Annotated in this window: 30 protein-coding genes and 3 tRNA genes; 16 read left to right on the top strand and 17 right to left on the bottom strand. The window is 67.8% G+C overall.

Features of this window, described 5'->3' with window-relative positions; genetic code table 11:
- Positions 1-148 precede the first annotated feature (148 nt).
- Together QRN21_RS07790 and QRN21_RS07785 are read left to right on the top strand one after the other, a co-directional pair.
- Positions 149-535, top strand: a complete 387-nt coding sequence (locus QRN21_RS07790) for a hypothetical protein (RefSeq protein ID WP_285363573.1) — start codon at positions 149-151, stop codon at positions 533-535.
- A gap of 69 nt (positions 536-604) precedes the next feature.
- Positions 605-1,594 (top strand): aldo/keto reductase, encoded by a 990-nt coding sequence (locus QRN21_RS07785; protein WP_285363572.1) that lies wholly within the window; start codon positions 605-607, stop codon positions 1,592-1,594.
- 14 nt (positions 1,595-1,608) lie between these two features.
- Here the strand turns inward: QRN21_RS07785 and QRN21_RS07780 are convergent, their stop codons facing one another.
- The 4 genes from QRN21_RS07780 to QRN21_RS07765 all read right to left on the bottom strand — a co-directional run bounded on the left by QRN21_RS07780 (position 1,609) and on the right by QRN21_RS07765 (position 4,677).
- Positions 1,609-2,406 (bottom strand): siderophore-interacting protein, encoded by a 798-nt coding sequence (locus tag QRN21_RS07780; RefSeq protein ID WP_285363571.1) that lies wholly within the window; start codon positions 2,404-2,406, stop codon positions 1,609-1,611.
- 127 nt (positions 2,407-2,533) lie between these two features.
- On the bottom strand, positions 2,534-3,958 hold the full coding sequence (locus QRN21_RS07775) for an LCP family protein (protein WP_162253841.1): 1,425 nt from the start codon (positions 3,956-3,958) through the stop codon (positions 2,534-2,536).
- 82 nt (positions 3,959-4,040) lie between these two features.
- Entirely contained in the window at positions 4,041-4,382 is a 342-nt protein-coding gene (locus QRN21_RS07770) for a hypothetical protein (RefSeq protein WP_053098276.1), read from the bottom strand.
- A gap of 1 nt (position 4,383) precedes the next feature.
- A complete protein-coding gene (locus tag QRN21_RS07765; RefSeq protein WP_053098275.1) occupies positions 4,384-4,677 on the bottom strand; it encodes a hypothetical protein in 294 nt (97 codons plus the stop codon).
- Positions 4,678-4,837: 160 nt separating this feature from the next.
- Here QRN21_RS07765 and QRN21_RS07760 point away from each other — a divergent pair, with 160 nt between their 5' ends.
- Positions 4,838-5,251, top strand: a complete 414-nt coding sequence (locus QRN21_RS07760; RefSeq protein WP_056275727.1) for a hypothetical protein — start codon at positions 4,838-4,840, stop codon at positions 5,249-5,251.
- Positions 5,252-5,337: 86 nt separating this feature from the next.
- Here QRN21_RS07760 and QRN21_RS07755 read toward each other — a convergent pair.
- A tRNA-Leu gene (locus QRN21_RS07755) sits at positions 5,338-5,420 on the bottom strand.
- A 271-nt stretch (positions 5,421-5,691) separates the two neighbouring features.
- Here QRN21_RS07755 and QRN21_RS07750 point away from each other — a divergent pair.
- Genes QRN21_RS07750 through pknB form a run of 7 tightly spaced genes read left to right on the top strand, consistent with a single transcriptional unit; the run spans position 5,692 to position 14,585 of the window.
- Positions 5,692-6,420 carry an FHA domain-containing protein gene (locus tag QRN21_RS07750; RefSeq protein ID WP_053098273.1) on the top strand — a complete coding sequence of 243 codons (729 nt, stop codon included), beginning with the start codon at positions 5,692-5,694 and terminating at the stop codon, positions 6,418-6,420.
- Entirely contained in the window at positions 6,417-6,947 is a 531-nt protein-coding gene (locus QRN21_RS07745; RefSeq protein ID WP_053098272.1) for an FHA domain-containing protein FhaB/FipA, read from the top strand. Before QRN21_RS07750 ends, QRN21_RS07745 begins: the two co-directional genes overlap by 4 nt.
- A 7-nt stretch (positions 6,948-6,954) precedes the next feature.
- Entirely contained in the window at positions 6,955-8,250 is a 1,296-nt protein-coding gene (locus tag QRN21_RS07740) for a PP2C family protein-serine/threonine phosphatase (RefSeq protein ID WP_053098271.1), read from the top strand.
- Positions 8,247-9,632, top strand: a complete 1,386-nt coding sequence (locus QRN21_RS07735; RefSeq protein ID WP_053098270.1) for an FtsW/RodA/SpoVE family cell cycle protein — start codon at positions 8,247-8,249, stop codon at positions 9,630-9,632. Before QRN21_RS07740 ends, QRN21_RS07735 begins: the two co-directional genes overlap by 4 nt.
- Before the next feature lies 1 nt (position 9,633).
- Entirely contained in the window at positions 9,634-11,088 is a 1,455-nt protein-coding gene (locus QRN21_RS07730; protein WP_056275724.1) for a peptidoglycan D,D-transpeptidase FtsI family protein, read from the top strand.
- A complete protein-coding gene (locus QRN21_RS07725; protein WP_083569241.1) occupies positions 11,085-12,836 on the top strand; it encodes a protein kinase domain-containing protein in 1,752 nt (583 codons plus the stop codon). The genes QRN21_RS07730 and QRN21_RS07725 overlap by 4 nt, the downstream gene beginning before the upstream one ends.
- Positions 12,837-12,890: 54 nt before the next feature.
- The gene (gene pknB, locus QRN21_RS07720; protein WP_053098267.1) at positions 12,891-14,585 is read left to right on the top strand and encodes a Stk1 family PASTA domain-containing Ser/Thr kinase; all 1,695 of its coding nucleotides are present in this window, start codon (positions 12,891-12,893) and stop codon (positions 14,583-14,585) included.
- On the opposite strand, the gene QRN21_RS07715 is transcribed toward pknB, so the two are convergent.
- Genes QRN21_RS07715 through QRN21_RS07705 form a run of 3 tightly spaced genes read right to left on the bottom strand, consistent with a single transcriptional unit; the run spans position 14,564 to position 16,200 of the window.
- The gene (locus tag QRN21_RS07715) at positions 14,564-15,232 is read right to left on the bottom strand and encodes an anthranilate synthase component II (protein WP_053098266.1); all 669 of its coding nucleotides are present in this window, start codon (positions 15,230-15,232) and stop codon (positions 14,564-14,566) included. The genes pknB and QRN21_RS07715 overlap by 22 nt on opposite strands.
- The gene (locus QRN21_RS07710; RefSeq protein ID WP_167947501.1) at positions 15,229-15,384 is read right to left on the bottom strand and encodes a hypothetical protein; all 156 of its coding nucleotides are present in this window, start codon (positions 15,382-15,384) and stop codon (positions 15,229-15,231) included. Before QRN21_RS07710 ends, QRN21_RS07715 begins: the two co-directional genes overlap by 4 nt.
- Positions 15,385-15,405: 21 nt before the next feature.
- The gene (locus QRN21_RS07705; protein WP_285363569.1) at positions 15,406-16,200 is read right to left on the bottom strand and encodes a class E sortase; all 795 of its coding nucleotides are present in this window, start codon (positions 16,198-16,200) and stop codon (positions 15,406-15,408) included.
- A gap of 86 nt (positions 16,201-16,286) precedes the next feature.
- Between QRN21_RS07705 and QRN21_RS07700 the strand changes: the two genes are divergently transcribed.
- Complete coding sequence (locus tag QRN21_RS07700) at positions 16,287-16,526, top strand: cell division protein CrgA (protein ID WP_042541028.1); 240 nt, start codon at positions 16,287-16,289, stop codon at positions 16,524-16,526.
- A 145-nt stretch (positions 16,527-16,671) separates the two neighbouring features.
- On the opposite strand, the gene QRN21_RS07695 is transcribed toward QRN21_RS07700, so the two are convergent.
- Together QRN21_RS07695 and QRN21_RS07690 are read right to left on the bottom strand one after the other, a co-directional pair.
- A complete protein-coding gene (locus QRN21_RS07695) occupies positions 16,672-17,574 on the bottom strand; it encodes a rhomboid family intramembrane serine protease (RefSeq protein ID WP_285363567.1) in 903 nt (300 codons plus the stop codon).
- Positions 17,575-17,595: 21 nt separating this feature from the next.
- A complete protein-coding gene (locus tag QRN21_RS07690; RefSeq protein ID WP_053098262.1) occupies positions 17,596-18,153 on the bottom strand; it encodes a peptidylprolyl isomerase in 558 nt (185 codons plus the stop codon).
- Between the two features lie 145 nt (positions 18,154-18,298).
- Here QRN21_RS07690 and QRN21_RS07685 point away from each other — a divergent pair, with 145 nt between their 5' ends.
- The gene (locus QRN21_RS07685; protein ID WP_053098260.1) at positions 18,299-18,799 is read left to right on the top strand and encodes a hypothetical protein; all 501 of its coding nucleotides are present in this window, start codon (positions 18,299-18,301) and stop codon (positions 18,797-18,799) included.
- Between the two features lie 50 nt (positions 18,800-18,849).
- A complete protein-coding gene (locus QRN21_RS07680) occupies positions 18,850-19,311 on the top strand; it encodes an aminoacyl-tRNA deacylase (protein ID WP_053098258.1) in 462 nt (153 codons plus the stop codon).
- Between the two features lies 1 nt (position 19,312).
- Here QRN21_RS07680 and QRN21_RS07675 read toward each other — a convergent pair whose 3' ends face one another.
- The gene (locus QRN21_RS07675; RefSeq protein ID WP_053098257.1) at positions 19,313-19,735 is read right to left on the bottom strand and encodes an NUDIX hydrolase; all 423 of its coding nucleotides are present in this window, start codon (positions 19,733-19,735) and stop codon (positions 19,313-19,315) included.
- Positions 19,736-19,865: 130 nt separating this feature from the next.
- Here QRN21_RS07675 and QRN21_RS07670 point away from each other — a divergent pair, with 130 nt between their 5' ends.
- From QRN21_RS07670 to QRN21_RS07660, 3 genes are all read left to right on the top strand, one after another.
- A complete protein-coding gene (locus QRN21_RS07670; RefSeq protein ID WP_056275709.1) occupies positions 19,866-20,315 on the top strand; it encodes a DUF1801 domain-containing protein in 450 nt (149 codons plus the stop codon).
- Between the two features lie 43 nt (positions 20,316-20,358).
- Complete coding sequence (locus QRN21_RS07665) at positions 20,359-21,474, top strand: M24 family metallopeptidase (RefSeq protein WP_285363565.1); 1,116 nt, start codon at positions 20,359-20,361, stop codon at positions 21,472-21,474.
- 154 nt (positions 21,475-21,628) lie between these two features.
- Complete coding sequence (locus QRN21_RS07660; protein WP_285363563.1) at positions 21,629-22,144, top strand: DUF3253 domain-containing protein; 516 nt, start codon at positions 21,629-21,631, stop codon at positions 22,142-22,144.
- 22 nt (positions 22,145-22,166) lie between these two features.
- Here the strand turns inward: QRN21_RS07660 and QRN21_RS07655 are convergent, their stop codons facing one another.
- The 6 genes from QRN21_RS07655 to QRN21_RS07630 all read right to left on the bottom strand — a co-directional run bounded on the left by QRN21_RS07655 (position 22,167) and on the right by QRN21_RS07630 (position 25,819).
- Complete coding sequence (locus tag QRN21_RS07655; RefSeq protein WP_056275701.1) at positions 22,167-22,448, bottom strand: hypothetical protein; 282 nt, start codon at positions 22,446-22,448, stop codon at positions 22,167-22,169.
- Positions 22,449-22,680: 232 nt separating this feature from the next.
- Positions 22,681-22,753: transfer RNA gene (locus QRN21_RS07650), tRNA-Ala, on the bottom strand.
- Between the two features lie 26 nt (positions 22,754-22,779).
- A tRNA-Ile gene (locus tag QRN21_RS07645) sits at positions 22,780-22,853 on the bottom strand.
- Between the two features lie 85 nt (positions 22,854-22,938).
- Positions 22,939-23,880: a DUF4097 family beta strand repeat-containing protein gene (locus QRN21_RS07640; RefSeq protein ID WP_285363562.1), complete on the bottom strand. Its 942-nt coding sequence runs from the start codon at positions 23,878-23,880 to the stop codon at positions 22,939-22,941.
- Complete coding sequence (locus QRN21_RS07635) at positions 23,877-24,563, bottom strand: LuxR C-terminal-related transcriptional regulator (RefSeq protein WP_056275698.1); 687 nt, start codon at positions 24,561-24,563, stop codon at positions 23,877-23,879. Before QRN21_RS07635 ends, QRN21_RS07640 begins: the two co-directional genes overlap by 4 nt.
- Complete coding sequence (locus tag QRN21_RS07630) at positions 24,551-25,819, bottom strand: sensor histidine kinase (RefSeq protein WP_053098246.1); 1,269 nt, start codon at positions 25,817-25,819, stop codon at positions 24,551-24,553. The genes QRN21_RS07635 and QRN21_RS07630 overlap by 13 nt, the downstream gene beginning before the upstream one ends.
- Between the last annotated feature and the right edge of the window lie 48 nt (positions 25,820-25,867).

Raw genomic sequence — 25,867 nt, 5'->3', positions numbered from 1 at the left:
TGACAGCCCGGCGGAGGGCGAGGATCATTCCCGCCCCGATCCCGACGGGTGACGTCACAGGCCGAGCCGCTTCGGCGGGCTGCTCGATTGTGTCGACACCCGGTCGCCCCTATGGTGTGGTCATGAACGCTCGCGCCTCCGTCCACTGGTGAGCGCGGCTCTCGCGCTCGGGGCGGTCGCGCTTCTGGCCGGCTGCGTCAACGCTCCGACGGTCGACCTTCTCGCCAGCGGCGAATCCGCCCGCCTGCCTGAGTCGGTCACGTCCGACCAGATCGCGACGGTGGTCCCCGACACGGCGCGCCTGCTCGGCGAGGACTCCGAAGGGCACACTTTCTACGCCGTCGAGGCGAGTGATGAGAGCGGGCTCGGAAGGGTCTGCCTGGTGATCGACGGCGTTGAGAACGGGCCGGTCATGGGATGCGGGGCGATGCCGATCGAGGTCGAGACCGCCGGCGTGCGCGCCCGACTCAGCGTCGAGGTCGTCCCCGAAGACAGCGGCGAGAAGATCGGCGACTACCTCCGCGTCTTCCTGTGACCGACGACCCCGCACCGCGCGTGACCGTGAGAGCATCGATCGCAGACCACGACTCGAGGGAGATCTCGGATGCTCGACACAGCAGACAGCGTCAGGCTCGGCCGTTCCGGAGTGAAGATCTCGAAGGTGGTGCTCGGATGCATGAGCTTCGGCGCACCGGACCGCGGCGCACACGGATGGTCGCTCGATGAGCAGGCGAGCCGCCCGCTGATCGCGCAGGCTCTCGAGGCAGGAATCACGACGTTCGACACCGCCGACGTGTACTCCGACGGCACGAGCGAGGAATTCGTCGGCCGTGCACTCAAGGACTTCGCGCGCCGCGACGAGATCGTGCTCGCGACGAAGGTGCACGGGCGCATGGGCCCGGGCGCGAATCAGGCCGGACTCAGCCGCGGGCACATCCTGTCGGGCATCGACGCGAGCTTGACGCGCCTCGGCACCGAGTATGTCGATCTTTACCAGATCCACCGGTGGGACCCCGAGACGCCGATCGAAGAGACCATGGAGGCGCTGCACGACGTCGTCCGCTCGGGCAAGGCTCGCTACATCGGCGCATCATCGATGTGGGCGTGGCAGTTCGCCAAGGCCCAGGGTGTCGCTGCGCAGAACGGCTGGACGCGCTTCGTCTCGATGCAGGATCAGTACAACCTGCTGCAGCGCGAGGAGGAGCGGGAGATGCACCCGTTCTGCCTCGACTCGGGCGTCGGCGTGCTGCCATGGTCGCCGCTGGCGCGCGGCAGGCTCACGCGGGAGTGGGATGAGGCGACCACGCGCACGGCGACCGATGCCTTCGGCGCGACGCTCTACCGCCGCGAAGAGGAGTCGAATCGGGCGATCGTGGATGCGGTGGCTCGCGTCGCCGAGGGACGCGGCGTCTCCCGGGCTCAGATCGCCCTCGCGTGGGTCGCCCAGCAGTCGGCGGTGACCGCCCCGATCGTCGGCGCGACCAAAGCCGCTCACATCGACGATGCCGTCGCAGCCGTCAGCATCCGACTCGAGGCCGCCGAGCTCGCCGAGCTGGAGGGTGCCTACACGCCGCGGGATCCCGAGGGCTTCTGATCGCGCTTCGGCGCCTACTCGATCTGACCGATGGGCTCCCGCTTCTCGGCCTGGAACTGGTCTTCCGCGCGGCCTCTCGCCCAGTAGGCGGAGATCGACAACGACTCTCTCGGCACCTCGCGCTGCTTCAGCAGGGCCCGAACAGCCTTGATGGTTCCGCGCTCCCCGTGCGCGAACACACCGGGGTGCCCGTCCGACCAGGCCAGCTCCGCGAGGACGGCCAGCAGCTCGTCATCGGACTCGGTCCATCGCACCGCCACTCCGGATGGAGCATCGGGAAGGATGCGGTCGCCGGGGTCGGCGACGGTGAGGATGACGTGCCCGACGGCATCCGAGTCCATCGCCTCGAGGGCCGACGAGATCGCCGGGAGCGCGGTGTGGTCGCCGATGAGCAGATGCCACGGCGCTCCGGGCTCGGGCAGGTAGCCGCCGCCCGCGCCGCTGACGACCAGCGTGTCCCCGACCTGTGCACGTCGAGCCCACGGCCCGGCGACACCCTCATCGCCATGCACGACGAAGTCGATGACGAGACGCTGGCGCTCGGCATCCGCTGCTCGCACCGTGTATGTGCGCGGAGTGGGCAGCATCTCGGGGCTGTGCTCCCGCAGCTGAGCGAGATCGTAGGGAGGGGTGAGCCCGTGGCGAGGATCGGCGAACAGGATCTTGACGTACTTGTCGGTGTAGACGTTGTCGGTGAAGGCCTCGTACCCGTCGCCTCCGGCCGTGATGCGCACGAGGTCGGGGCTGACCTGCTCGACCTGCTGCACACTGAGCACGGCTTGGCTGGGGGTTCGGCGAGGCTGTTCCGGCATTGCGTCTCCTGACGAAGAGGAAGGAAGTCCTCTCCAGTTTGCCGGTCCTGTTCGGTGACCCGGCCCACTTGCCAATATGGAAAGTCGTCGTACACCGCGCACGCCACGGAGGCGTGATGGGTGCGCCTCAGGCGGCGCAGAGGTCGGTGTCGGCGCTGCGGTTCACCGCATCCACCGGCCGCGGTGGCACCGGGGTGGCGCGGGGCTGCGAGGTGAGCGCTTCGTAGTCGGCGCCGAGCAGCAGCTGCACGCCGTCGACGTCTCCGACCTGGACGACGACCTGGATGCCGAGCTCTGCGGCGAGCGCCTGCGCCGTCTGCTGGGCGTCAGGGGTGTCTGCGGCCGTGATGGTCGTGAGGTCGACCGGGTCGGCATTGGCGATGCCGGCGACGGTGTATCCGTAGCCCGTCGCGTCATCGGAGACGCGGGACGCCAGACCGCTGACACCGGCACCGTTGAGGATCTGCACGGGCGCGGTGCGCACCGGCGCCTCGGGCTGCACCTCGTCGGTGGTGAGCACGATCGGCACGTCGTCGATCAGCGCCCGGAAGATGACGTCGGCGTCCGCGGTCGGCACGACGCGATTGGGGTCCTCCGGGGCCTCGGTCGTCGGCATGGTGAGGAATGTGACGCTGCTGAGCGGAACATTCGCGACCCGCGCGGCGAGGCCGGCGAGATCGGTCAGGGCTCCGAGACCGGGGTCGACGGTCATCGACGACGTCACGGCATCGAGGAACGCGTAGAGCCGGTCGGGGCGCACGAGCACGGCGGACTTGGTGGCCTTCTGCACGATCGCCGAGAGCACCATCTGCTGGTGCCCGAGGCGGGCGATGTCGCTCTCCTGGGCGAGCGCATGGCGCGTGCGAGCGAGTGCGAGTGCCTGGTCGCCGTTGATCGACTGGGGGCCGGCGGGCAGGTCGAGGCGTGCGTGCCCGTCCTGCAGCGGCTCCGGCAGGCACACGTCGATGCCGCCCATCGCGTCGACCATGCCGATGAACCCCTCGAAGTCCATCTGCACGAAGTGGTCTATCGCGAGACCGGTCAGCTGCTCGACCGCCGCGACGGAGCAGGCCGGTCCGTACTGCAGTGCCGAGTTCAGCATCCCCCAGCCGCCGCCATACGACCCGCGCCCGTTGTCGTCGCACGCCGGCAGGTCGCCGACGGTGTCGCGCGGAAGCTGCACGGCGTCGATGCGGGTGTTGTCACTCGAGATGTGAGCGATCACCATCGCGTCGCTGCGCTCGGTGCCGTCGTCTTCGCCGAAGCCCTCGGACTCGAGAGCCCGGGAATCGGACCCGAGCAGGAGGATGTTCAGATCGCCCGTCGCGAGCTCAGGCTCGCTCTCACCGTCGTCCGAGCGGATGGGCGCCGTGGTGACGTTGCCCTGCAGCTGCCCGTAGGCGATGGCGCCCACGGCGACAAGGGCGGCCACGACGGCGACGCTGATCCAGCCGATCACTCGACCGCGCCGACGACGCGGTCGAGACGCGGGTTCGGAGCCTGACGTGACGTCGTTCTGGTCGTCGCTGTGGGGGGAAGCTGGCGATCTCACCTGCTCACACCATCACGAGTGGGGCCTGAGCGCCAACACGTGGAGGCGGCGAGTCCTGCGAGGGTGCTGTGAGCCCGGTCGCTCACACCGTGACATACCCCCGGGAGGAGTCGTCGTGGATGAGGCGGTAGTCGGGCGTGGTGCCCCGCCGGTCGGCCAGGCTCCACACCCGGGTCGCTCGCCCGTCGCCGGCGGACGACGCGCCGTACTCGAGCACGAGCGCGCTCGGCATCGCCCCGTCGCGGTACTCCCCGACGAAGTAGCGCGGGCTGCCGAGACCACCCGAGTCCACCCGCCCGACGAAACGACCCGAGTCGGTCAGTCGAGGAGGAGTGGCGAGCAGGTCGGCGGGTGTGATGCGCTGGACGGCCTCGTGCTGTGCGAAAGCAGACAGGGAGAGAGGCGTGATCGAGTCGATTCGCATCTCAGACCGCCTCCGCCTTCTGATCGCTGCGCGACGATCGTTCGCGAAGGCTCTGAGCCCAGTCCTTCGTGTCGGTGAACCGGTGCTCGTCGAGGTAGGCGCGGATGACGTCGTGCACGAGGCGGATCTGTGACTCCGTCCCCATCGCCGCCTGCATCATGTCGACCGTCGGCGCGGGCGCCCCGTCGATGCGCTCGAGCGCCTGGCGGATGATGCGCTCGCGCCCCTCCCGTCCGAGGGACTTCTCCATGGAGGGCGTCTGGCGTGGGTACTCTGGGGCGTGTTCGTGACTCATGCGAGCCTCCTCAGTCGGGGATGGTGGTGTCTCACGGACAGTGGTGCCGGGGCTGCAACCCCGGCACCACGTCGTCTCCCCACCGTATCTTATTTTTAGTCATTCAAAATAAGCGAGGGTTCTCGGCGCGTCGGCCGCACACCGTGAGTAGCCTTCATCCATGAGCTTCCACATCGAGCACACCCTCGACGGCCGTCGGGCGAGCGCCGGCGCCTACGACTCCCTCGGCGAGGCGGTGATGGCGGCGTTGGGCGTGAAGCGCCCGCCCGTTCTCGTCGTCGACGACTCCGCCGACAGTGGCGCCGACGCCGTCGCCGCCGTCCTGAAGAAGGGCGAGGTGCTCACCGCGACACCTGAGCCTGAGTGGTGGGGTCGGGTGAAGAAGGCGTCGCAGGACAAGCTGCTCGCCGGAGGCCGGCTCGACGCCGCCGTGGTGACGGATCTCACCGATGCCGGTGGTGCAGTGGCAGCGACGGCATGGGAGAGCGGCCCCGTCGAGGAGTGGGAGCTGACGCCGGCATCCGACCACGACTGGGTGCGCTTCGAAGCCGCTCGGCGGTCGATCCGAGGCTGACGCCCCGCCGACACCTCTGCCGATGCATGAGAAAGGCCCGGCTTCCTCGAAAGGAACCGGGCCTGTCTCTCATTCACTGCTCGCTGTGCGCGAGGGGGGACTTGAACCCCCACGTCCATAAGGACACTGGCACCTGAAGCCAGCGCGTCTACCATTCCGCCACTCGCGCGAGTATGTCGGGCTCCGAAGAACTCAACTTCCCAAAGATATCACGCGTTTCGCCCATCGATGAAACCGGCGCCGCCGCGGTCTGCAGGAGTCGGGCACGGATGCCGGACGAGAGGATGTTCTTCGGTCCTGCAGACGTGCCGAGGTCCTGCATCCGGCGCATCCCACTCCCCCACTCCCCCGGAATCTCGGCGTTTTCCCGCCTCGCGAGGGCGTTCACCCAGCACACCTCGCTACGATGTGCCTACCGGTCGGCATGCCAGAGGAGCCCAGTGGGACTACTTGACAGCTTTGAGAAGGGTCTCGAGCGCGCTGTGAACAGCGCCTTCGCGAAGACCTTCCGCAGCGGCATCCAGCCCGTGGAGATCGCTTCCGCCCTTCGGCGCGAAGCGGACACCAAAGCGGCTGTGGTGAGCAGGGACCGCATCATCGCGCCCAATAACTTCGTCGTGCGCCTCAGCACCGACGACGCCGAGCGCATGCAGGGGCTCGGTGGAGCCCTCACCGACGAACTGCACGCGCTTCTCACCAAGCACGCGAAGTCGCAGGGTTACAGCTTCTCCGGCCCGCTCTCGATCTCGCTCGAGGGTGACGACAAGATCGCGACCGGCACGGTCAACGTCAGCTCAGGAACCGTCGAGGGGCGCGTCGAGTGGCAGGCCGTGATCGACGTCGACGGGCGTCGCCACTCGCTCACCCGCGCACGCACCGTCATCGGCCGCGGAACGGATGCCGACATCACTATCGCCGACGCCGGATCCAGCCGTAAGCACGTCGAGGTCCTCTGGGACGGAGAGCGCGCCATGATGCGCGATCTCGGCTCGACGAACGGCACCAAGGTCGACGGCCAGAAGGTGCGCGAAGCCGCCCTCCCCTCCGACACCACCCTGACCATCGGACGCACCGACCTGGTGTTCCGCATCGTTCCCGTCGCCACCCCGTCGCGCCCGCCCCGGCCGCGCGACGACGACGCGACCCGCGCGTTCGGGGCCATCTCGTGAGCACACCCAGTGAACTCGTCCTGCTGCTGCTGCGCGTGGGCTTCCTGCTGCTGCTGTGGTTCTTCGTGTTCGGCGTCGTCTACTCGCTGCGCGCCGATCTGTTCGGCATGAAGGTCCGCAAGCTCCCGGCCGAGGTCGCCGCGGCGACGCCTGCTCCGACGCAGTCGCCCGCATCCGCCCCGGCCTCGCGCCCCGCGTCGTCGAAGCCCAGCACCGGTCCCGCCACGGTCGCGACGGCCAAGCGGCTCGTCATCACCTCCGGTCCGAAGGCGGGGCTCGAGCTCCCCCTCGGCAACGAGACGTTGACGATCGGACGCTCCAGCGAATCCGCCCTCGTGATCCGCGACGACTACACGTCCAGTCACCACGCACGTCTGATGCTGCGCGGCGACAGCTGGGCCATCCAGGACCTCGACTCGACCAACGGCACCTTCGTCGCCGGCCAGCGCGTGACCGGCGGTCCCGTCGCCCTCGCCCTCGGCACCCCCATCAAGGTGGGCGCCACGACCTTCGAGCTGCGAGCCTGACCCCGGCATGGTCTTCGAAGGCTCGAGCGCCGCGATCTCCCACACCGGGAAGGTCCGCTCCAACAACCAGGATTCCGGGTACTCCGGGGCGAATCTCTTCGTCGTCGCCGACGGCATGGGCGGTCACGCCGGCGGTGACGTCGCCTCGAGCATCGCGATCCACCGGATGGAGCCGCTCGACCAGCCGTACTCGTCGGTCGACGACGCACAGGCCTCACTGCAGGCCGCCGCGACCACCGCGGCCGGCGATCTGATCCGCGCCGCCAAGGACCGTCCCGAGCTCGCCGGCCTCGGCACCACGCTCAGCGCCGTCATCATGGTCGACGACTACGCGGTCATCGGCCACATCGGCGACTCGCGCATCTACCTCTACCGCGACGACGCGGTGACGCAGATCACGGCCGACCACACCTTCGTGCAGCGACTCGTCGACTCGGGCCGCATCACGCCCGAAGAGGCGCGATACCACCCGCGTCGCTCGGTGCTCATGCGCGTGCTGAGCGACATGGACGCCGATCCCGAGCTCGACATGTTCGTGATGCACACCCAGCCGGGCGACCGCTGGCTGCTGTGCTCCGACGGCCTCTCGGGCGTCGTCGACGAGGCGCACATCCTCAAGGCGATGCGCATGGGGATGGCGCCTGGCCGCACGGCCGACAACCTGCTCAAGCAGGCGCTCGACGGCGGAGCCCCCGACAACGTGACGATCGTCCTCGTCGAGGTCGGCGGTCAGCACGCGATGCACTCCGGCACGGCGACGATCGTCGGCTCGGCATCGAACCCCGCCAACGTGACCGTTCCTCCGGTGCGCGCGCCCCGCGGCAACTGGCTGCACCCGGTACGCCAGGCCGCGAACGAGCCCAGCCACTTCGAGCCGGCCCCCGAATACCTCGAAGAGCTCATCGAAGAGGACCGTCGACGCGCCAAGCGCCGCCGTCTCGGATGGATCGCCGGGATGCTGGTGGTCGTCGCGATGCTCGTGTTCGCCGCCTTCGCCGCCTACAGCTGGACGCAGACGCGCTACTTCGTCGGCGCCGACGACGACAGTGTCGTGATCTACCAGGGCGTGCAGCAGAACATCGGCCCGATCACCCTGTCGACTCCGCTCCGCGACACCGACATCCTGCTCGCCAACCTTCCGCCGTACCAGCGTGACTCCGTGGAGCGCACGATCACGGCGCGGTCGTTCTCGGATGCCGAGGCCATCGTCGCGCGACTCCAGGCCGGCGCCGACCGCGTGATCGGCGAGACCCCGCTGCCCACTCCCCTGCCCACCGCGACGCCGACGGAGGACGCAGGATGACCGCCGACGTCACGGCCGACACCAGCGTCATCAAGGCCCTCAAGAGAATGCGGATGCCGCAGACGCAGCGCAACCGCGAGTTCTGGCTGCTGCTCTTCGCCGTCGCTCTCAGTGGCGGCGCTCTCACGCTCGTGCAGCTCGGTGCTCTGGGTCTGATCGACCCCATGATCCTGGCGATCGGCGGTGGCCTCGCCGTGCTGGCCTTCGCCGTGCACTTCGTGCTGCGTGCCGTCGCGTCGGCCGCCGACCCGTTCCTGCTGCCGATCGCCACGCTGCTGACCGGCCTCGGCATCGCGATGATCTATCGCATCGACATCGCGAAGTCCCTCACAGGGTGGGACGCCTACTCGACGAAGCAGCTCGCGTGGACGGGCATCTCTCTCGCCGGGGCGATCGCGTGCGTGATCCTGCTGCGCAACTACCGGGTGCTGTTCCGCTACACCTACATCTTCGGCCTCTCCGGCATCCTGCTCCTGCTGCTCCCCTTCGTCCCGGGCCTGCGCATCCCCGATGCGAACGCCCAGGTCTGGGTGTCGCTCGGCGGCATGTTCGCCTTCCAGCCCGGCGAGCTCGCCAAGATCTGCCTCGCGATCTTCTTCGCGGGCTATCTCGTGCGCACGCGGGAGAGCCTGACGTCTGTCGGCACGAAGTTCCTCGGCATCATGTGGCCGCGCATGCGCGAACTCGGACCGGTTCTGGTGGTGTGGGCGATCTCGCTCGGCATCATCGTCATCCAGCGCGACCTCGGAACCGGAACCCTGATCTTCGGCATGTTCGTCGCAATGCTCTACGTCGCGACCGGCAAGACCAGCTGGGTGCTCATCGGCCTCGCCCTCGTGGCTGCGGGTGTCGCGGTGGCGACACAGATCCTCAGCTATGTGCAGGGCCGCTTCGTCAACTGGCTGTTCCTCTTCGACCCCGAGAAGGTCGACCCCGACGGCGCCGGCTTCCAGCCCATGCAGGGCCTGTTCGGGCTGGCGCACGGCGGCCTTCTCGGCACGGGCTGGGGTCAGGGACGCCCCGACGTCACGCCCCTCGCCCACAGCGACTACATCATCACGAGCCTCGGCGAGGAGATCGGCCTGATCGGGCTGTTCGCGATCCTCTGCCTCTACATGGTCTTCGTGAGCCGTGGCGTGCGCATCGGACTGGCGGGTCAGGACGACTTCGGCAAGCTGCTCGCCATCGGCCTCTCGTTCACCATCGCGCTGCAGGTGTTCATCATGGTCGGCGGCGTGACGAGGGTCATCCCGCTGACCGGTCTGACCACGCCGTTCCTCGCCGCCGGTGGATCCTCGCTCATCGCCAACTGGCTGATCGTGGCCATCCTGCTGCGCATCTCCGACGGCGTCCGCAGCCAACCCCGGGCGGTGATCGGCTGACATGACCAAAGAACTCCGCCGTCTCAGCATCGTGATGCTGTTCATGTTCCTGTCGCTGTTCGCCGCGACCAGCTGGATCCAGGTCGTCGAGGCCGACGCCCTCGGGCAGAACCCGAACAACAGGCGCACGCTCCTCGACAGCTACGAGATCCAGCGCGGGTCGATCATCGTCGACGACGTCGCGATCGCCTCCTCGACCCCCTCGGACGACCGCTACCAGTTCCAGCGCGTCTACACGGATGCCGCGATGTGGGCCCCTGTCACCGGGTACTTCAACCCGGCGCTGCAGTCAGCGACCGGCATCGAGCGGGCGATGAACGCCGACCTGTCGGGAACGGGATCGAGCGCCTTCTTCGCCGAGATCGAGCGGATCCTCTCGGGTCAGCCGCAGAGCGGATTCAGCGTCGAGCTGACCCTCGACACGGCCGCGCAGCGCGCCGCATACGACGCTCTGCAGGGCCTCAACGGCGCGGTCGTCGCGATCGAGCCGAAGACCGGGCGCATCCTCGCACTGGTGTCGACCCCCGGGTTCGACACCAACCAGCTCGCGACGCACGACGCGGATGCCGCAAACGCGACCTACGACCAGCTCGACGAAGACCCCACGAAGCCCCTCTCGAACCGAGCGATCGCCGGCGACCTCAACCCTCCCGGCTCGACGTTCAAGCTCGTCGTGGCGGCCGCGGCCTACGCGTCGGGCAACTGGACGCCCGACTCGACGCTCCCGAACCCGGCCCGCTATCAGCTGCCCGGCTCGACGAACACGGTCGCGAACGCCTGGGGCGGCACGTGCGGCAGCGGAGACACCGTGTCGATCTCCGAAGCCATCCGCCTGAGCTGCAACATCCCGATGGCCGAGCTCGCCGTCGAGCTCGGCGATGACGCGATCCGCGAGATGGCGGAGAAGTTCGGCTTCAATCGGAGCTTCTCGACGCCGCTCGAATCGACTCCGTCGAGCTACCCGCGTGCCCTCGACGACGCGCAGACCGCCCTCACCGGATTCGGCCAGGGACAGGTCACCGCGACGCCGCTGCAGATCGCGATGGTGGCGGCCGGCATCGCGAACGACGGCGTCGTGATGAACCCCCGTCTGGTCGACACGGTGATCGGCAACGACCTCTCGGTCATCCGTTCGTACGACGACACCCAGTTCGGTCAGACGACCGATGCGACGATCGCCGATCAGATCACGGCGTCGATGGTCGCGAGCGTCTCAAACGGCGCTGCGCAGGGTGCAAGAATAGACGGGGTCGATGTGGCGGGGAAGACCGGCACGACCGAGAACGATAACAAGCCGTACACGTTGTGGTTCACCGGTTTCGCGCCGGCGGACGACCCCGAGGTGGCAGTAGCGGTCCTCGTCGAAGACGGCGGTGGACAAGGGCAGTCAGGATCCGGCGACACCATCGCCGCTCCGATTGCAAAGAAGGTCATAGAGGCGGTGCTGGGCAGATGAGACCGACGCAGGGTGTGTCGTTCGGTGGTCGCTACGAGCTGCAGTCGCGTATTGCGATCGGCGGCATGGGCGAGGTGTGGGAGGCGACGGATCACGTCATCGGCCGCACCGTGGCCATCAAGATCCTCAAGGACGAGTACATGGGGGACCCCGGGTTCCTCGAGCGGTTCCGCGCTGAGGCGCGCCATGCCGCACTCGTCAACCACGAGGGCATCGCGAGCGTCTTCGACTACGGCGAGGAGAACGGCAGCGCCTACCTCGTCATGGAGCTCGTTCCCGGCGAGGCCCTCTCGACCGTGCTCGAGCGCGACGGCGCCCTGAGCGCCGACAAGACCCTCGACATCGTCGCGCAGACGGCATCCGCTCTGCAGGCCGCGCATGCGGCAGGTCTCGTGCACCGTGACATCAAGCCGGGAAACCTGCTGATCACGCCGGACGGCCGCGTCAAGATCACGGACTTCGGCATCGCCCGCATCGCCGACCAGGTGCCGCTGACGGCCACCGGCCAGGTCATGGGCACCGTGCAGTACCTCTCGCCCGAGCAGGCGTCGGGGCACCCGGCGTCACCGGCGACCGACACGTACTCGCTCGGCATCGTCGCCTACGAGTGCCTCGCAGGCAAGCGGCCCTTCACGGGTGAATCGCAGGTCGCGATCGCGATGGCGCAGATCAACGAGCAGCCTCCGCCGCTGCCGCCGACCGTGCCGATCCCGGTGCAGAACCTCGTCATGGCGATGATCGCCAAGAAGCCCGCCGACCGCCCGTCGTCGTCGGCGACCGTGGCACGCGCCGCCCAGGCTCTGCGCCGAGGCGACCTGAACTCCGCTGCCATCGCGGTGCCGGCCATCGCGACCGGTGGTGTCGCCTCCGACGACGCCACCCGGCTGCTCACCGCATCGGGCGACGACGGCACGACGCGCATCCTCCCCACGACGGCCCAGCTGCCCACCGGCGAGCAGGCCGAGGAGGAAGCCGAGAAGAAGAAGAAGCGCAGCCCCTGGACGTGGCCGCTGATCGCTCTCATCGCACTGCTCGTGATCGTGCTCGGTGGAACCGTGTTCGCCCTGATGAATCAGGGCGACCCCGATCCCGAGCCGACCCAGTCGGAGACCGTGTCGCAGACCCCGAAGCCGACACCGACCGAGACCGAGACGCCCGAGCCCGAGCTCGTGGACGTCGATGCTCTCGGTCTCGTGGGGATGCAGTGCGATGCCGCGCAGACCGCTGCCGTCAACGCCGGACTCCAGGCCGAGTGCGTGGTGGGCAACACCATCGCTCCCAACGCGAACCAGGTCGGCACGGTCGAGTCCGTGCAGCCCGGCGGCAACGTTCCCGAGGGCACGGCCATCACGCTGACGACCTTCAAGGAGCAGGTGAAGGTGGGCAAGCCCTCGGGCACCCCGACCATCGCCGGCACCGCCACCGAGGGCGAGCCCGTGACCCTCAACTGGCCGAGCTTCGAGTGCCCCTCGGGCACCCCGGCGCGATCGGCCTTCGAGGTGACGCTCACCAACGCGACGTTCTCCGGCGGCAACGCCGGCGAGTCCATCCGCAGCTTCGGACCCAGCGTGCTCTCGACGCAGATCGTGCCCGGCACGGCCGGACAGTCGATCACCGCCACGTTCCGCGTCTTCTGCGGCAGCGACATGCCGTCCGAGCAGTCGGATGCCATGCCGGGCGTCGTCATCCTGCCCGCCGCGCCGGGCGCCGATGAAGGCGACGCAGACGGCGGAGACTCAGGCGAATAACCCGCTCCCGCCGTAGGCTGGAGCATCCACAAGGTCGTATCAGGGGGTCACTACGTGTCGACAGAGCCACGCGTTCTCGCGGGTCGCTATCGCGTCGACGAGCTCATCGGGCACGGCGGCATGGCGAAGGTGTACCGCGGGTACGATCTGACGCTCGGTCGTGCGGTGGCGATCAAGATCCTCGACCCCGAGCTGGCACGCGACAACGCGTTCCGCACGCGATTCCGTCTCGAGGCCCAGTCCGCGTCGCGCATGTCGCACCCGTCGATCGTCCGCGTCTACGACGCCGGCGACCCCTCGACGACCGACAGCAGCACGGATGAGCCTCCGTACATCATCATGGAGCTGATCAGCGGCACGCTGCTGAAGGACATCATCGCCAAGGGCCCGGTGCCCGTCGACGACGCCGTGCGCTATGTCGACGGCATCCTCGAGGCACTGGACTACTCGCATCGTGCGGGTGTCGTGCACCGCGACATCAAGCCGGGCAACGTGATGGTGACCGACAAGGGCCAGGTCAAGGTCATGGACTTCGGCATCGCCCGAGCCGTGTCCGACTCGTCATCGACGGTCGCCGAGACCACCCAGATCATCGGCACCGCGGCATACTTCTCACCCGAGCAGGCCAAGGGCGAACCGGTCGACGCACGCGCCGACCTCTACTCGACCGGCGTCGTGCTCTATGAACTGCTCACCGGCCGTCAGCCGTTCCGCGGCGAATCCCCCGTGGCCGTCGCCTACCAGCACGTGAGCGAGACTCCGGTCCCTCCGACCGAGGTGAACGAGGACTCCCCCGGCGCGCTCGACCCGATCGTCCTGCGCGCGCTGGCCAAGGATCCCTACCAGCGATACCCGGATGCCGCGCACTTCCGCGCTGCGCTCGACTCGGCGGTCTCCGGCCATGCGCCGAGCCGCAAGGAGCTCGGCGCGCTCACGAGCGAGCTGTACGGACCGAATCCGCGTGCCGCGCAGGAGACCGCCCGGTCGCTCCGCCAGCTGAGCACCGACACCACCATGGCTCGCACGCAGTCGGGTCCGCCCGTCGCGTGGATCTGGGCGGGTGTGGCACTGCTTGCCGTGCTTCTCGCCTCGGTGTTGTTCTGGGTCTGGACGCTCAGCATGCGCCCGGACGACGTGCCGTCGAGCTCGCGCGTGGTGCCTGATCTCGTCAATGTCTCGTCCGAGCGCGCCCAGGATGATCTCGGCAAGCTCGATCTCACCTCGAAGCTGGTGCTCGAGTCCAGCAACGACATCGTCGAGGGCAACGTGACCCGCACAGACCCTGCGTCCGGCACCGCCGTGAGCGAGGGCGATTCCGTGACGGTCTACGTGTCCTCCGGCAAGGAGACGGTCGTCGTCCCGATGCTCGAGGGCCTGTCTCTGACGGCCGCCAAAGACGCACTCGCGGCGGCAGGGCTCGAACTGGGCACGGTCATCCAGCGCAACGACAAGGGGCTGGCGGCCGAGACGGTGATGGAGGCCAGCGAGGCGGCCGACACCGAGGTCGCACCGCAGACCATCGTGAATCTCGTCGTCGCGAGCGGCCGGGTCACCCTCACCGACGTCACCGGGTGGACGATGGAAGCGGCTCAGGCTGAGCTCGAACGCATCGGCCTCACGCCCAGTCCGGTCGAGCTGATCGACTGCACGCCGACCGAACCGCCCACCGTGTCATCGATGTCGGCCGCGCCGGGAGACGTGGCGATCGGCTCGACGGTCGAACTGCGCTACTGCGTCGCCGCCGGCTGATCCACACGAGCGTCGGGGCCCGACAGCGGGTGCAGTGCCGCTGAGCGTGCCACGGCATGTGCGTCGCCGCACAGTTCGAGCCAGTTGGCGAGCAGACGGTATCCGCCCTCGGTCAGCACGCTCTCGGGGTGGAACTGCACCCCGAGTATGGGCAGACGGATGTGCTCCAGTGCCATGACGGTGCCGCTCGCGGTGCGCGCTGTGACGGCCACGTCACCCGGAAGGTCGGTCTCCGCGAGAGCGAGGGAGTGATATCTGCCCGCGTCGAACGGCGACGGGATGCCGGCGAAGAGCGCTGATCCGTCGTGCGTGACCGGCGACACCATGCCGTGCATCAGCTCAGGCGCCTCTGAAACGGTGGTGCCGAACGCGGCGCCGATCACCTGATGCCCCAGGCAGACGCCGAGAAGCGGCATCCGGATCCTCGCGGCGAGCCGCACGGCGTCGACGGAGACGCCGGCATCGTCAGGGGTGCCCGGGCCGGGAGAGAGCAGCAGCGCGTCGAAGTCCGGCAGCATCACCGCGAGTTCAGCGGCATCGATGGTATCCGCCTCGATCAGCGCGACGTCGGCACCGAGCTCGCGCAGGTACCCCACGAGCGTGTGCACGAAGCTGTCGTGGTTGTCCACGACGAGCACGCGGGTCATTCGAGGTCGACCTCACCCGGGGTGATCAGCGGGCTCACCCAGGGGAAGACGTACCAGAAGAGCCCGTAGAGCACCGCTGCGACGAGCACGAGGAGGATGAAGAGCTTCAGCCACCACGGGCCGGGGAGGATGCGCCAGAGTGCGGCGTACATGGGTCGTCTCTTTCCGTTCGGCTAGATCGACGGCGCGGCCGGCGGAGGCGGTGGATCGGTGAGCGCGGCGGGCGGACCCTCGGCGCGGGGCTGGAAGCTCTCGTACACGCCGTAGGCGACGATGCGCTCGGCGAGGGAGTACAGCGGCGAACAGGCGGTCAGCGTGATGTACTTCTCCCCCGTCGCGACGCCGGGCATCTGCGGCACATCGAGCAGCACGTCCGTCTGCGTGGGCTTGACGTACTCCAGCGTCCGGAAGCGGTACGTGAACCATCCGTCAGGCGTCTCGACGACGATCGCGTCGCCGACCTGGAGCTTGTCGAGCTGGTTGAAGGGCTTGCCCCAGGTGGTGCGGTGGCCGGCCATCGCGAAGTTGCCGACCTCACCGGGCATCTTCGAGTCGGTGTAGACGCCGATCCCGAGCTTGTCGAGCGTGCGCGCGCGGGTCGTACCGCCGTAGATGCCGACGTTGTACTCGGCACCGAAGCGCGGCACGTGCATCTGGCCGAGAAGCTCGGTGTCGGCCGGAGCGGCGGGGATCACGGGCTCGAAGACTGTCGCTCCGTCGTCGGTCTCGACGACCGGTGGGAGCTCGGGAGCGGGTGCGTTCGCCCATTCCTGCGAGACCGCCGCACCCTCTTCGTTCTTCTGGGCCGCGATGATGATGTCGCCGATCCACATCTGCCACGCGACGAAGAGAAGCACGATCACTCCGCCCGTGAGCAGCAGCTCGCCGAGGACGCTGGTGAAGGTCGCGCGCGACCGGGGGCGGCGGCGGTGTGCACGTCGCTCCCCCGAGACGACGGATGCAGTCATGGCGACATGCTATCCGCCAGACCTGTACTCCCGCCCTGCGGCCCTGGTTTTCCGCGCGATATGACACTCTTGGGTACACTGTGGGAATGGCACGCGACCGCAAGACCGAAGAACCCGAAGCTCCGCGCAGCGAAGGCGAAGCCGCACCCAACGCCGTGTGGTTCAAGCCGGTGATGGTCGGCTTCATGCTCCTCGGTCTCGTGTGGATCCTCGTGTTCTACATCTCGGGCATGCAGTTCCCGATCCCGGGGCTCGACAACTGGAACCTTGCGATCGGCCTGGGCATCGCCCTGATCGGCTTCCTGATGACCACACGCTGGCGCTGACGCCCGCCCCACCGATTTCGAAGGAGGCCCCTCTCGCGCTGGCGAGAGGGGCCTTCTTCTGAGTTATCCACAGGTTATCCCCAACATGGGGAGAATTACACAGATGTTATTCACATCGGTCAACAAACCTGTTAACAACTTCTGATCAGGAGTAAACCGTCGTGATCAGGAACGGTACCAACAGGGCGACGATCAGGACGAGCGCGACGACGACGGCAACGAGCAGCACGATCTGTAGCGTCCGCTGCTCACGCCGTCGGGTCCTCGTGAGGATGAACGCCACGAGCGCACCGACGATCGCCCCGCCGAGGTGCGCCTGCCAGGCGATGTTCTGAGAGAACACGAAGCCGACGACGAAGTTGATGCCGAGGATCACGAGGATGCCGGTCACGTTCGCGCCGATGTGCCGTCCGATGATCAGCAGGGCGGCCATCAGGCCGAAGATCGCGCCGGAGGCGCCCACCGTCGCGGTTCCGGGCGCGAGCAGCGCGACGGCGACGGAACCGCCGAGTCCGCTGATCAGGTACAGCGACAGGAAGCGGATTCGGCCGAGCATCGGTTCGAGACTCTGACCCAGCATCCACAGCGCCAGCATGTTGAGCGCGAGATGCAGGAAACCGCCATGCACGAACACCGCCGTGAGAAGCCGCCACGGTTCGAACGGCATGAGCGACAGATCCGGATACAGATAGCCCGCCGCGAAGAGCAGCTGGCCCGTGATCGCCTGGCCCACTCCCGGGATGAGCTGAAGGAGCCCGATGAACGACGTGATCGCCAGCAGCGAGTACGTGACGACGGGCTTGCCGCTGCCACGCGAGGCGAGTGCGGCGCCGCGCCCGCCCCAGCGACGCTCGGCGCGCTTCTGGGCGGGACTGCGGTTCTTTCGCTCTGCGGCCATGCACTCGGGGCAGATGACCCCGACAGCCGCCTGCGTCTGGCATTCGGGGCAGATCGTGCGCAGGCACCGCTGACAGAGCACGAAGCTCTGCCGATCCGGATGCCGGTAGCAGAAGTTGTCGCGGTTTTCCGCGAACTCAGGCGTCGTCATCCGGATCGGCCAGCGTCGGCGTCAGGCCGCGACGATGTCGATCGACTGCAGCACGACCGGCTCGATGGGACGGTCGCCCGCAGCCGTCGGCACAGCGGCGATCGCGTCGACGACAGCCTTGGAGGCGTCATCGGCGACCTCGCCGAAGATCGTGTGCTTGCCCTGGAGCCAGGGGGTGGGGTCGGTCGTGATGAAGAACTGCGAGCCGTTGGTGCCCTCGGCCTTGCCCGTGATGGCGTTGCGACGCAGACCGGCGTTGGCCATGGCGAGGATGTAGGGCTCGTTGAAGTTGAGCTCCATGTTGATCTCGTCGTCGAAGTTGTATCCGGGGCCCCCGACGCCCTGTCCGAGCGGGTCGCCGCCCTGGATCATGAAGTTCGGGATGATGCGGTGGAAGATGACGTCCTTGTAGAGAGCACCCTCGCCCGGCTTGCCGGTGGCGGGGTGCGTCCACTCCTGGGTGCCGTCGGCGAGGCCGACGAAGTTCTTGACCGTCTTCGGGGCGTGGTCGCCGAAGAGGTTGATGACGATGTCACCGTGGTTGGTGTGCAGGGTTGCGACATGAGAAGCGTGAGCCATGGGTCCATTCTCGCAGAGCTTCCCATGAGTTGGCCCGCGTCTAGCGCTCATCGGCCTCCGACGCAAGGGTTCGGCGATTCCCTCGCCCCATACACGGTCGCGTGGCAAGATGGGGAATCCGTACTCCAATCGACAGGAGAGCATCGTGAGCATCAGCCGCAAGCGGAAGAAGGAGCTGCGTCGTCTTCAGAACGACGCCAACCAGCTCTGGGAGAACCAGCAGGTCCTCGTCGGCCACGCCGCCGACGTCGCGCGTGAAGCCGGACGTCAGCTCGGCCACTTCGGTCGCGAGCAGGTCGGTCCTGTCGTCCAGGACACCTACAACCGTCGCGTCGCACCGGTCGTCGACCGCGGCGTCCGCTTCGGTCACCACGTGGTGGACGACAAGGTCGTCCCGATCGTCGGCGGAGTCGTCGGCACCGCGCTCACCGCGTGGGATGTCGCGAACGCCAAGCGCGAAGGCGTCGTGAAGAAGGTCAGGAAGGCCACTCAGCCCGAGCCGAAGGGCCCGAGCGTCGGTTCGGTCATCGCCCTGATCCTCGGAGTCGCCGCAGCGGCCGGCGTTCTCTACGCCGCCTGGCAGGCACTGCGCGCAGACGACGAGCTCTGGGTCGCCGACGACCCGCTCTCCGCACCTGACGCGTGACCTCGACATCGGAGCCCCCGGCCACTGAGCCGGGGGATCTCCATGCCCGGGTGAGGGACGCCGCAGCGGCTCGCGGACTCGACATCGAGATCCGCGAGCGTCCTGCCGCCCGCAGTCTCTTCGAGGCGGCTGAGCTGCTCGGTATCCCTCCCTCCGGCATCGTCAAGACGCTCGTCGTCAAGCGGTCGGACGACACGTATCTCTTCGCGCTGGTTCCCGGCGGCAGGTCGATCTCGTGGCCGAAGCTGCGTGCGGTCGTCGGAGTGAACAAGCTCCGCTTGCCCGAGCCTGATCTCGCCCTCGCGGCGACCGGCTACGAGCGCGGAACAATCGTGCCCATCGGCAGCACCACGGACTGGCCGGTCTTCGCCGACGAGTCGATCGTCGGGCAGCGGATCGCCATGGGTGCCGGCGCTCACGGCTACAGCCTCTTCGTCGATGCCGATGACCTCATCGCCGCGTACGGTGCCACAGTCGCCGACATCTCGGTGCCCGAAGAGGCCCGCGACTGAGTCAGAGGATGCCGGCCATCCGCAGGGCGATGTCGACCAGCTTGACCCTCTGCAGTTCCTTCACGGCTTTCAGTGGGAACCACTCGGCCATGTCGGTCGAGCCATCGGCCTCGAATGTCAGCTTGCCGCCCGTCACCGACGCCCGGTAGACGATGCGCAGGGTGTGCAGAGGCTGATCCGACTGGTTCACCCGCTGGCTCGCCGGGATCACCCTCGAATGAATGCCCAGCAGCTCGCCGACCTTGACCGTGTAGCCGGTCTCCTCGCGCAGCTCACGCCGCACGGCGTCCTCGGGAGCCTCACCCGGTTCCAGCCCTCCGCCTGGCATCGTCCATGCCACTCGACGACCCTCGGTCCAGCGCGCGAGAAGTATGCGACCGTCGTCATCGGTGACGACCGCGTATGCCGCGACCCGCATATCCATGCGTCCACCATAGTGGCCGGGGTTCAGCCAGGGTACGCGCGTGACATCGATCACGAATCAAGAAGCACAGCAGTGCGCCGCATCCGTAGTGTGAGATTCATCGCAGATCACACAGTGAAAGGAGTCGGCCATGGCTGACAACGAGAAGAACTTCAGTGCCGAAGAGCGCGAGGCGATGAAGGAGGCCGCGGCCGACAAGCGCAAGTCTCGGTCTCGTGCCAAGAAGACCCCGGAGGAGGTGCGGGCCGAGGGTGTCGCAGACCTCGAGGCGGCGATCGCGAAGCTTCCCGATGACAACGATCGAGAGCTGTCGAAGGCGCTCCACGACCTCGTGACCGAGGTCGCTCCCGAGCTCATGCCGCGGACGTATTACGGCATGCCCGCTTGGGGCAAGGACGGCAAGGTGCTCTGCTTCTTCCAGCCGGCCAGCAAGTTCAAGGTCAGGTACGGCACGTTCGGTTTCGAGCCGATCTCGAACCTCGACGACGGCACGATGTGGCCGACCGCATACGCGCTGCTCGATCTGTCTGCCGCGAACCGCAAGGTTCTCACCGAGCGCATCCGCCTCGCCGTCAGCTGAGTCGCCGTTCCCGGGGAACGGCCGGCGCAGTAGCGTGGATGCCGTGAGCACACTGCCGTTCCCCGCCTCCGTGTACGCCGCTCGACTCGACCGCGCAGCAGCGCTTGCCGCTGACGCCGGTCTCGACGGGATAGTGGTGGGTCCGGGCCCTGATCTGGAGTATCTGGTCGGCGTCGAGGGAGACACGATCGAGCGCCTCACCGCACTCGTGCTCGGACCCGGCATCGCTCCCGCCGTCATCGTGCCGCGCATGGAGTTGGCGAAGGTCAGGACCACGGCGGTGGGTGAGCTCGGCCTCGCCGTCTCCGACTGGGTCGACGGACAGAATCCCTACGACCTCGTGGCCGCCGCCCTGGGCGCAGTCACGCGAGTGGGAGTTTCAGACGCTCTGCCGGCGTTGCACGTGATCCCGCTCGCCGACCGGATCGACGTGCGCGTCGAGCTCGCCACCCCGGTGCTGCGTGAGGGACGCATGATCAAGGATGCTGAAGAGGTCGCCGAGCTCCGGCGTGCCGGCTCCGCGATCGACGCCGTGCATCGTCGAGTGCCCGAGTGGCTGCGGGCGGGGCGCACCGAGCGCGAGGTGGCGGCCGACATCGCTGAGGCCATCGTGGCCGAGGGCCACCGCACCGTCGAGTTCGTCATCGTCGGCTCCGGGCCCAATGGCGCGGATCCCCACCACGAGGTGTCCGACCGCGTGATCGAGGACGGAGACATCGTCGTCGTCGACATCGGCGGCGCCGTGCCGAGCGGCTACAACTCCGACAGCACCCGCACCTACGTGGTCGGCACACCCGACAGTGAAGGCGCCGATAGCATCGCCGTGCTCGTCCGCGCTCAGCAGGCCGCTGTCGACGCCGTGCGCCCCGGCGCGACGGCCGAGGCTGTCGATGCCGCGGCGCGGTCCGTACTCGCCGAGGCGGGGCTCGGCGAGGCCTTCCTGCACCGCACGGGTCACGGCATCGGCGTCTCGGTACACGAAGAGCCCTACATCGCGCCCGGCAACGATCTCGTGCTGCGCGAGGGCATGGCGTTCAGCATCGAGCCCGGGATCTACTTCGCCGGCCGATGGGGCGCACGCATCGAGGACATCGTCGTCGTGACCGCCGACGGGTGCGAGCGTCTCAACGTCGCCCCGCACGACCTGCGCGCCGTCTGAACTCCGAGCGAGAGCCGTTCGAAAGGAGATCCGCACACGGGAGGGCGCTTGTCCGTCGACTCGTCCTCCGCAGCGCGGATCTCCTCCCGATCGGGGGTACCCAGGTGCGGTCAAGCCCCTGGTCGACCTGATCATGGTCGGATTGACTGGCTGCATGACCTCGGACGACAGCGCGAACGGCAGCGGTGTGAGCGGTCCGGAGCGCACGCCCGACGGTCATCACGTCGTCATCGACGGCCGGCGGTGGCGCGCGACCGACCCCTTGATCCCCGAGACATTCCGCCAGGAGCTGGTCAACGAGCTGATGGCTGCGCGGCGCGCGGTGAAGGCGCAGGAGCCGGACGCACGACGTCGGATGCAGGACGCGAAGACCGCGCTCGGGGAACGAGGGGCGCCCTGGTGGGAGGACCGCACCGGCGACGACTTCGACGAGAGGATCGCGGCCGCGATGCGCGCGCTCATCCGCAAGCGGGGCGAGTCTTCGATCTGTCCGAGTGACGTCGCCCGGACTGTGGGCGGGGACTCGTGGCGCTCGACCATGTCGGATGTCCGCCGAATCGCGGCTGCACTCGCCGAGCGCGATGAGATCGTCGTGACGCAGAAGGGCGAGAAGGTGTCCATCGACGACGCCAGAGGACCGGTGCGGATGATCCGCGGGCCGAACCTCTGATCACCCGCTCAGACGCGTGGAGTCAGAGCTCGTCGTAGAAACCGGTGTACGGGAAGTCGACGTCACCGGTATCGCGGGGGTCATATGCCACAGTCGCCACACTGATCGTCACTTGCGTCGTCGGGGTGATGAGCACGCTGACTGCCCGGTTGCCGACGACGACCATGTCGACGAAGGTGCCGGCGGTCTTCGTGGCTGACTCGATACGTTCTCGCAGATCATCGATGTTCTGATCCTGGGCGAGTAAGTAGCTCGATCCATCGAACACGATCTCGGTCTGGATCATCGTCTTCCCGTCGGTCATGCCAGCACGCTACGCCCTCGACCTGAGAATACGGAGGGGGGTTGATATCTAGGAGGTCTAGTGAGAGGCGGGTGCCGCATCGCCCTCGTTGTTAACAGGTCCATCCACAGCTGTGCACTCAGATGGCACCGCGCGAGCAGTTGTTAACAGGGTTGTTAACACCTGTGGAGACATGCGAAAACGAGAAGGCCCCGCACATGGCGGGGCCTTCTCGAACTGTCTCAACACAGTGTGGAGCCTAGGAGATTCGAACTCCTGACATCCTGCTTGCAAAGCAGGCGCTCTACCAACTGAGCTAAGGCCCCGTGAGGGTATTCATTTAGTTGAGGAGTGGGCCCACCAGGACTTGAACCTGGGACCTCTTCATTATCAGTGAAGCGCTCTAACCGCCTGAGCTATGGGCCCGTCAACCTCCGAAACTTTACCGGAGATTTCCCGAAATACCCAATCGAGGGCGAGGGCACCGGCGCGCCCTCGCCCTCGATCGGAATCAGCGGCCCGGACGGATCGTCACACTGCCTGCCGCAAGTGTGACGTCGATCGTGTTCCGGGTGCCGGATGACTGATCGACCTTCGCGTCGAGCGATCCGGCGCTGACGTCCTGGATGATCGAGTACGACTCATCCGGAACCGTGAGATCGACCGAGCCCGCGCTCACGTCGATCGTCGTCTCAGACGGTGCCCGGCCCGTCAGCTCGACGGTGAGGTCGCCCGCCGACACACTGAGATCGGCCGCGTCGACGCCGTCGAGCATCGCATCGGCACGACCCGCGCTCATGTCGATGCTGAGGCTGCTCGCCGCACCTTCGACATCGAGCGCACCGGCGTTGACCGTGACGTCGAGGGCACCGAAGTCTCCGACCACATCGAGACTGCCCGCATCGAGAGTGAGGTCGGCATCGAGCTGCGCGTCGCTCAGCTCTTCAGGCAGGGTCAGCACCGCCGACTGGTCGTCGCCGAACCACTCGCCGAACCACCATCCGAAGCGGAACTCCGGGCTGCGGACGATCAGCTCGTCGCCCTCGCGTTCGAGTCTCCAGGCAGGACCGCGAGCGTTCGTCACTGCCAGCTCGGCCTCATCGACGTCACCGAACTCGATGCGCATGTTGCCGGCATCCACGTCGAGGTCGAGCGTGTCGATGCCGGACGCATCCTCGGTCAGCACGGCGTCGCTGCCCTGAGTGGAGGCCATCATGCTGCCGGTGGCGGCGACAGCCGCCGACCCGCCCGCTCCGAGAAGCGCGATGCCTCCGACGATCGCCGTGACGATCATGATCGCCGTCGTCCCCGAAGAGCGGCCGGCATCGGCCGGTGCCGCCTGCGCCTGCGCGGGCGCCGGTGCCGGTGTGGGCTCCTGTCCCTGCGGCGCGGATGCCGGCGGGGGAGTGAGGGGCGTGTGCCCGCCCTGGTAGTCGTCGTTGTTCGTGGTCATCGTCCCAGTCCTGTCTGTCCGGTCGGCGTCGAGCCGCCCGTGTTCTCGATGTGTGCCAGGGCCGCCAGCACGCGTCGGTTGCCCGACTCGCCCTGTTCGAAGCCGAGCTTCTGGAAGATCGCGGTGATGTGCTTCTCGACGCTCGCCTCCGAGAGAAAGAGCAGACCGGCGATGGCCTGGTTCGACTTGCCCTCGGCGATCAGTGCGAGCACGGTCCGTTCGCGCTCGGTGAGACGCTGCATCCGGTCGTCGCGGTTGCGGCGGGTGAGCAGCTGAGCCACGACCTCGGGGTCGAGCACGGTGGCACCCTCGGAGATCCGCTGCACGGAGGCGAGGAACTCAGAGACGTCGGCGACCCTGTCCTTGAGCAGATATCCCAGGGGCCCGCCCTGTGCGGCGATGAGGTCCGACGCATACCGCTCCTCGACGTACTGAGAGAGCACGAGCAGCGGAAGCGCGGGGTTGGTGTCCCGGAGTCCGAGCGCCGCGCGGATGCCCTCGTCGGTGAAGGTCGGGGGGAGCCGTACGTCGAGGATGCACAGCTCGGGATCCGTCTCGATGACGGCCTCGCTGAGACCGCTGGTGTCGGGAAGAGCCGCGACCACACTGTGTCCGGCGTCCTCGAGCAGTCGCACGAGTCCCTCGCGCAGCAGGACGGAGTCCTCGCAGATCAGGATGCGCATGGCACGTTCACCTCCAGGCTGGTCGGTCCGCCGACGGGGCTCTCGAGGCGGAAGGTTCCGCCGGCTGCGAGGATGCGATTCGCGATGCCGTCGAGGCCTCCGCCGGGCTGCACCTGGGCGCCGCCCATGCCGTTGTCCTCGACGCGGGCCCAGAGCACCCCTCCGTCGCGGAGGCGGACAGTGACACGCGCCTCGCTGGCCCGCGAATGCTTCGCGGCGTTGGTGAGCGACTCGGCGATCGAGAAGTAGACAGCGGCTTCGGCCTCACGGCTGCAGCGGCCGTCCATTCGCACATCGAGATGCACGGGGATGTGCGAGCGGCCGGCGAGGGCGGACAGCGCCGCGTCCAGGCCCCGGTCGTCGAGGACCGATGCATGGATGCCACGGGCCAGCTGACGCAGCTCGGTGATCGCGGCCTTGGTCGAGGTGTGCGCCTCGGCGATCAGCTCCTTCGCGGCATCCGGGTCGTTGTCGATCTTCTGCTGGGCGAGCCCCAGGGTCATGCCGACCGATACGAGTCGCGGTTGGACGCCGTCGTGCAGGTCACGCTCGATACGTGTGCGTTCGACATCCGCGGCACGTACAGCGCCCTCACGCTGAGCAGTGCTGGTGCGCACTCGCTCGGTGAGCTCGGCCTCGCGGCTGCGAACGACGATGGCGAGTGAGAGCACGCGGTTGAGGAGCGCCAGTCCGATCATTCCGGCGAGGCATGCGGCGACTCCGAGGATCCCGATGAGCGGTGCCCACGCGGGGTCGATGCCGCCCCCGCCGAACGGACCCATCACGGCATCCGTTCCCGTGAGAGGAGCGAACGAGATGGCGATCGACCAGACGAGGCCGAAGGCGAGCCGCAGCACGATCCAGCCGAGAACGGCGGTGATCGCGAAGTTCGCGAGGGCCCTCCACATGCGGCCGTCGATGGCCTGGCGGCCGAGCGAGCGGAGCCAGCCCGCGAACCCGGGGCGATCCCGAGGGCGCCATCTGAGCGGCGTGATGGGCGACCTGTAGAGAGCGCTGACTCGCGCGACCTCGAACCAGCCGACGCCGAACAGGGCGTACACGAGCCCGACGAGCAGCACGATGCCGACGCCCGCCGCGAAGAGCAGGCCGAGGCCGGTGCCGAGGAGTCCGGAAAGAGTCGCGAAGATGAAGCCGCCGATGACTCCGATTCCCGCGAGATGCAGGATAGAGAGCACGATGCGCAACGGCGGCTTCGTGGCCGTCGCCGGTGGTGGCGTGGCAGTGTGTGTCGTCATGGTTCAAAGGTACGGCGGCCCCGATCCGGCCGACACCGAGGCAACCGG

Origin of the sequence: Microbacterium sp. LMC-P-041 (assembly GCF_030209555.1) — a bacterium.
Taxonomy (GTDB): Bacteria; Actinomycetota; Actinomycetes; order Actinomycetales; family Microbacteriaceae; genus Microbacterium.
The sequence above is the reverse complement of the archived record's forward strand: the minus strand, read 5'-3'. Positions and strand labels throughout refer to the sequence as shown.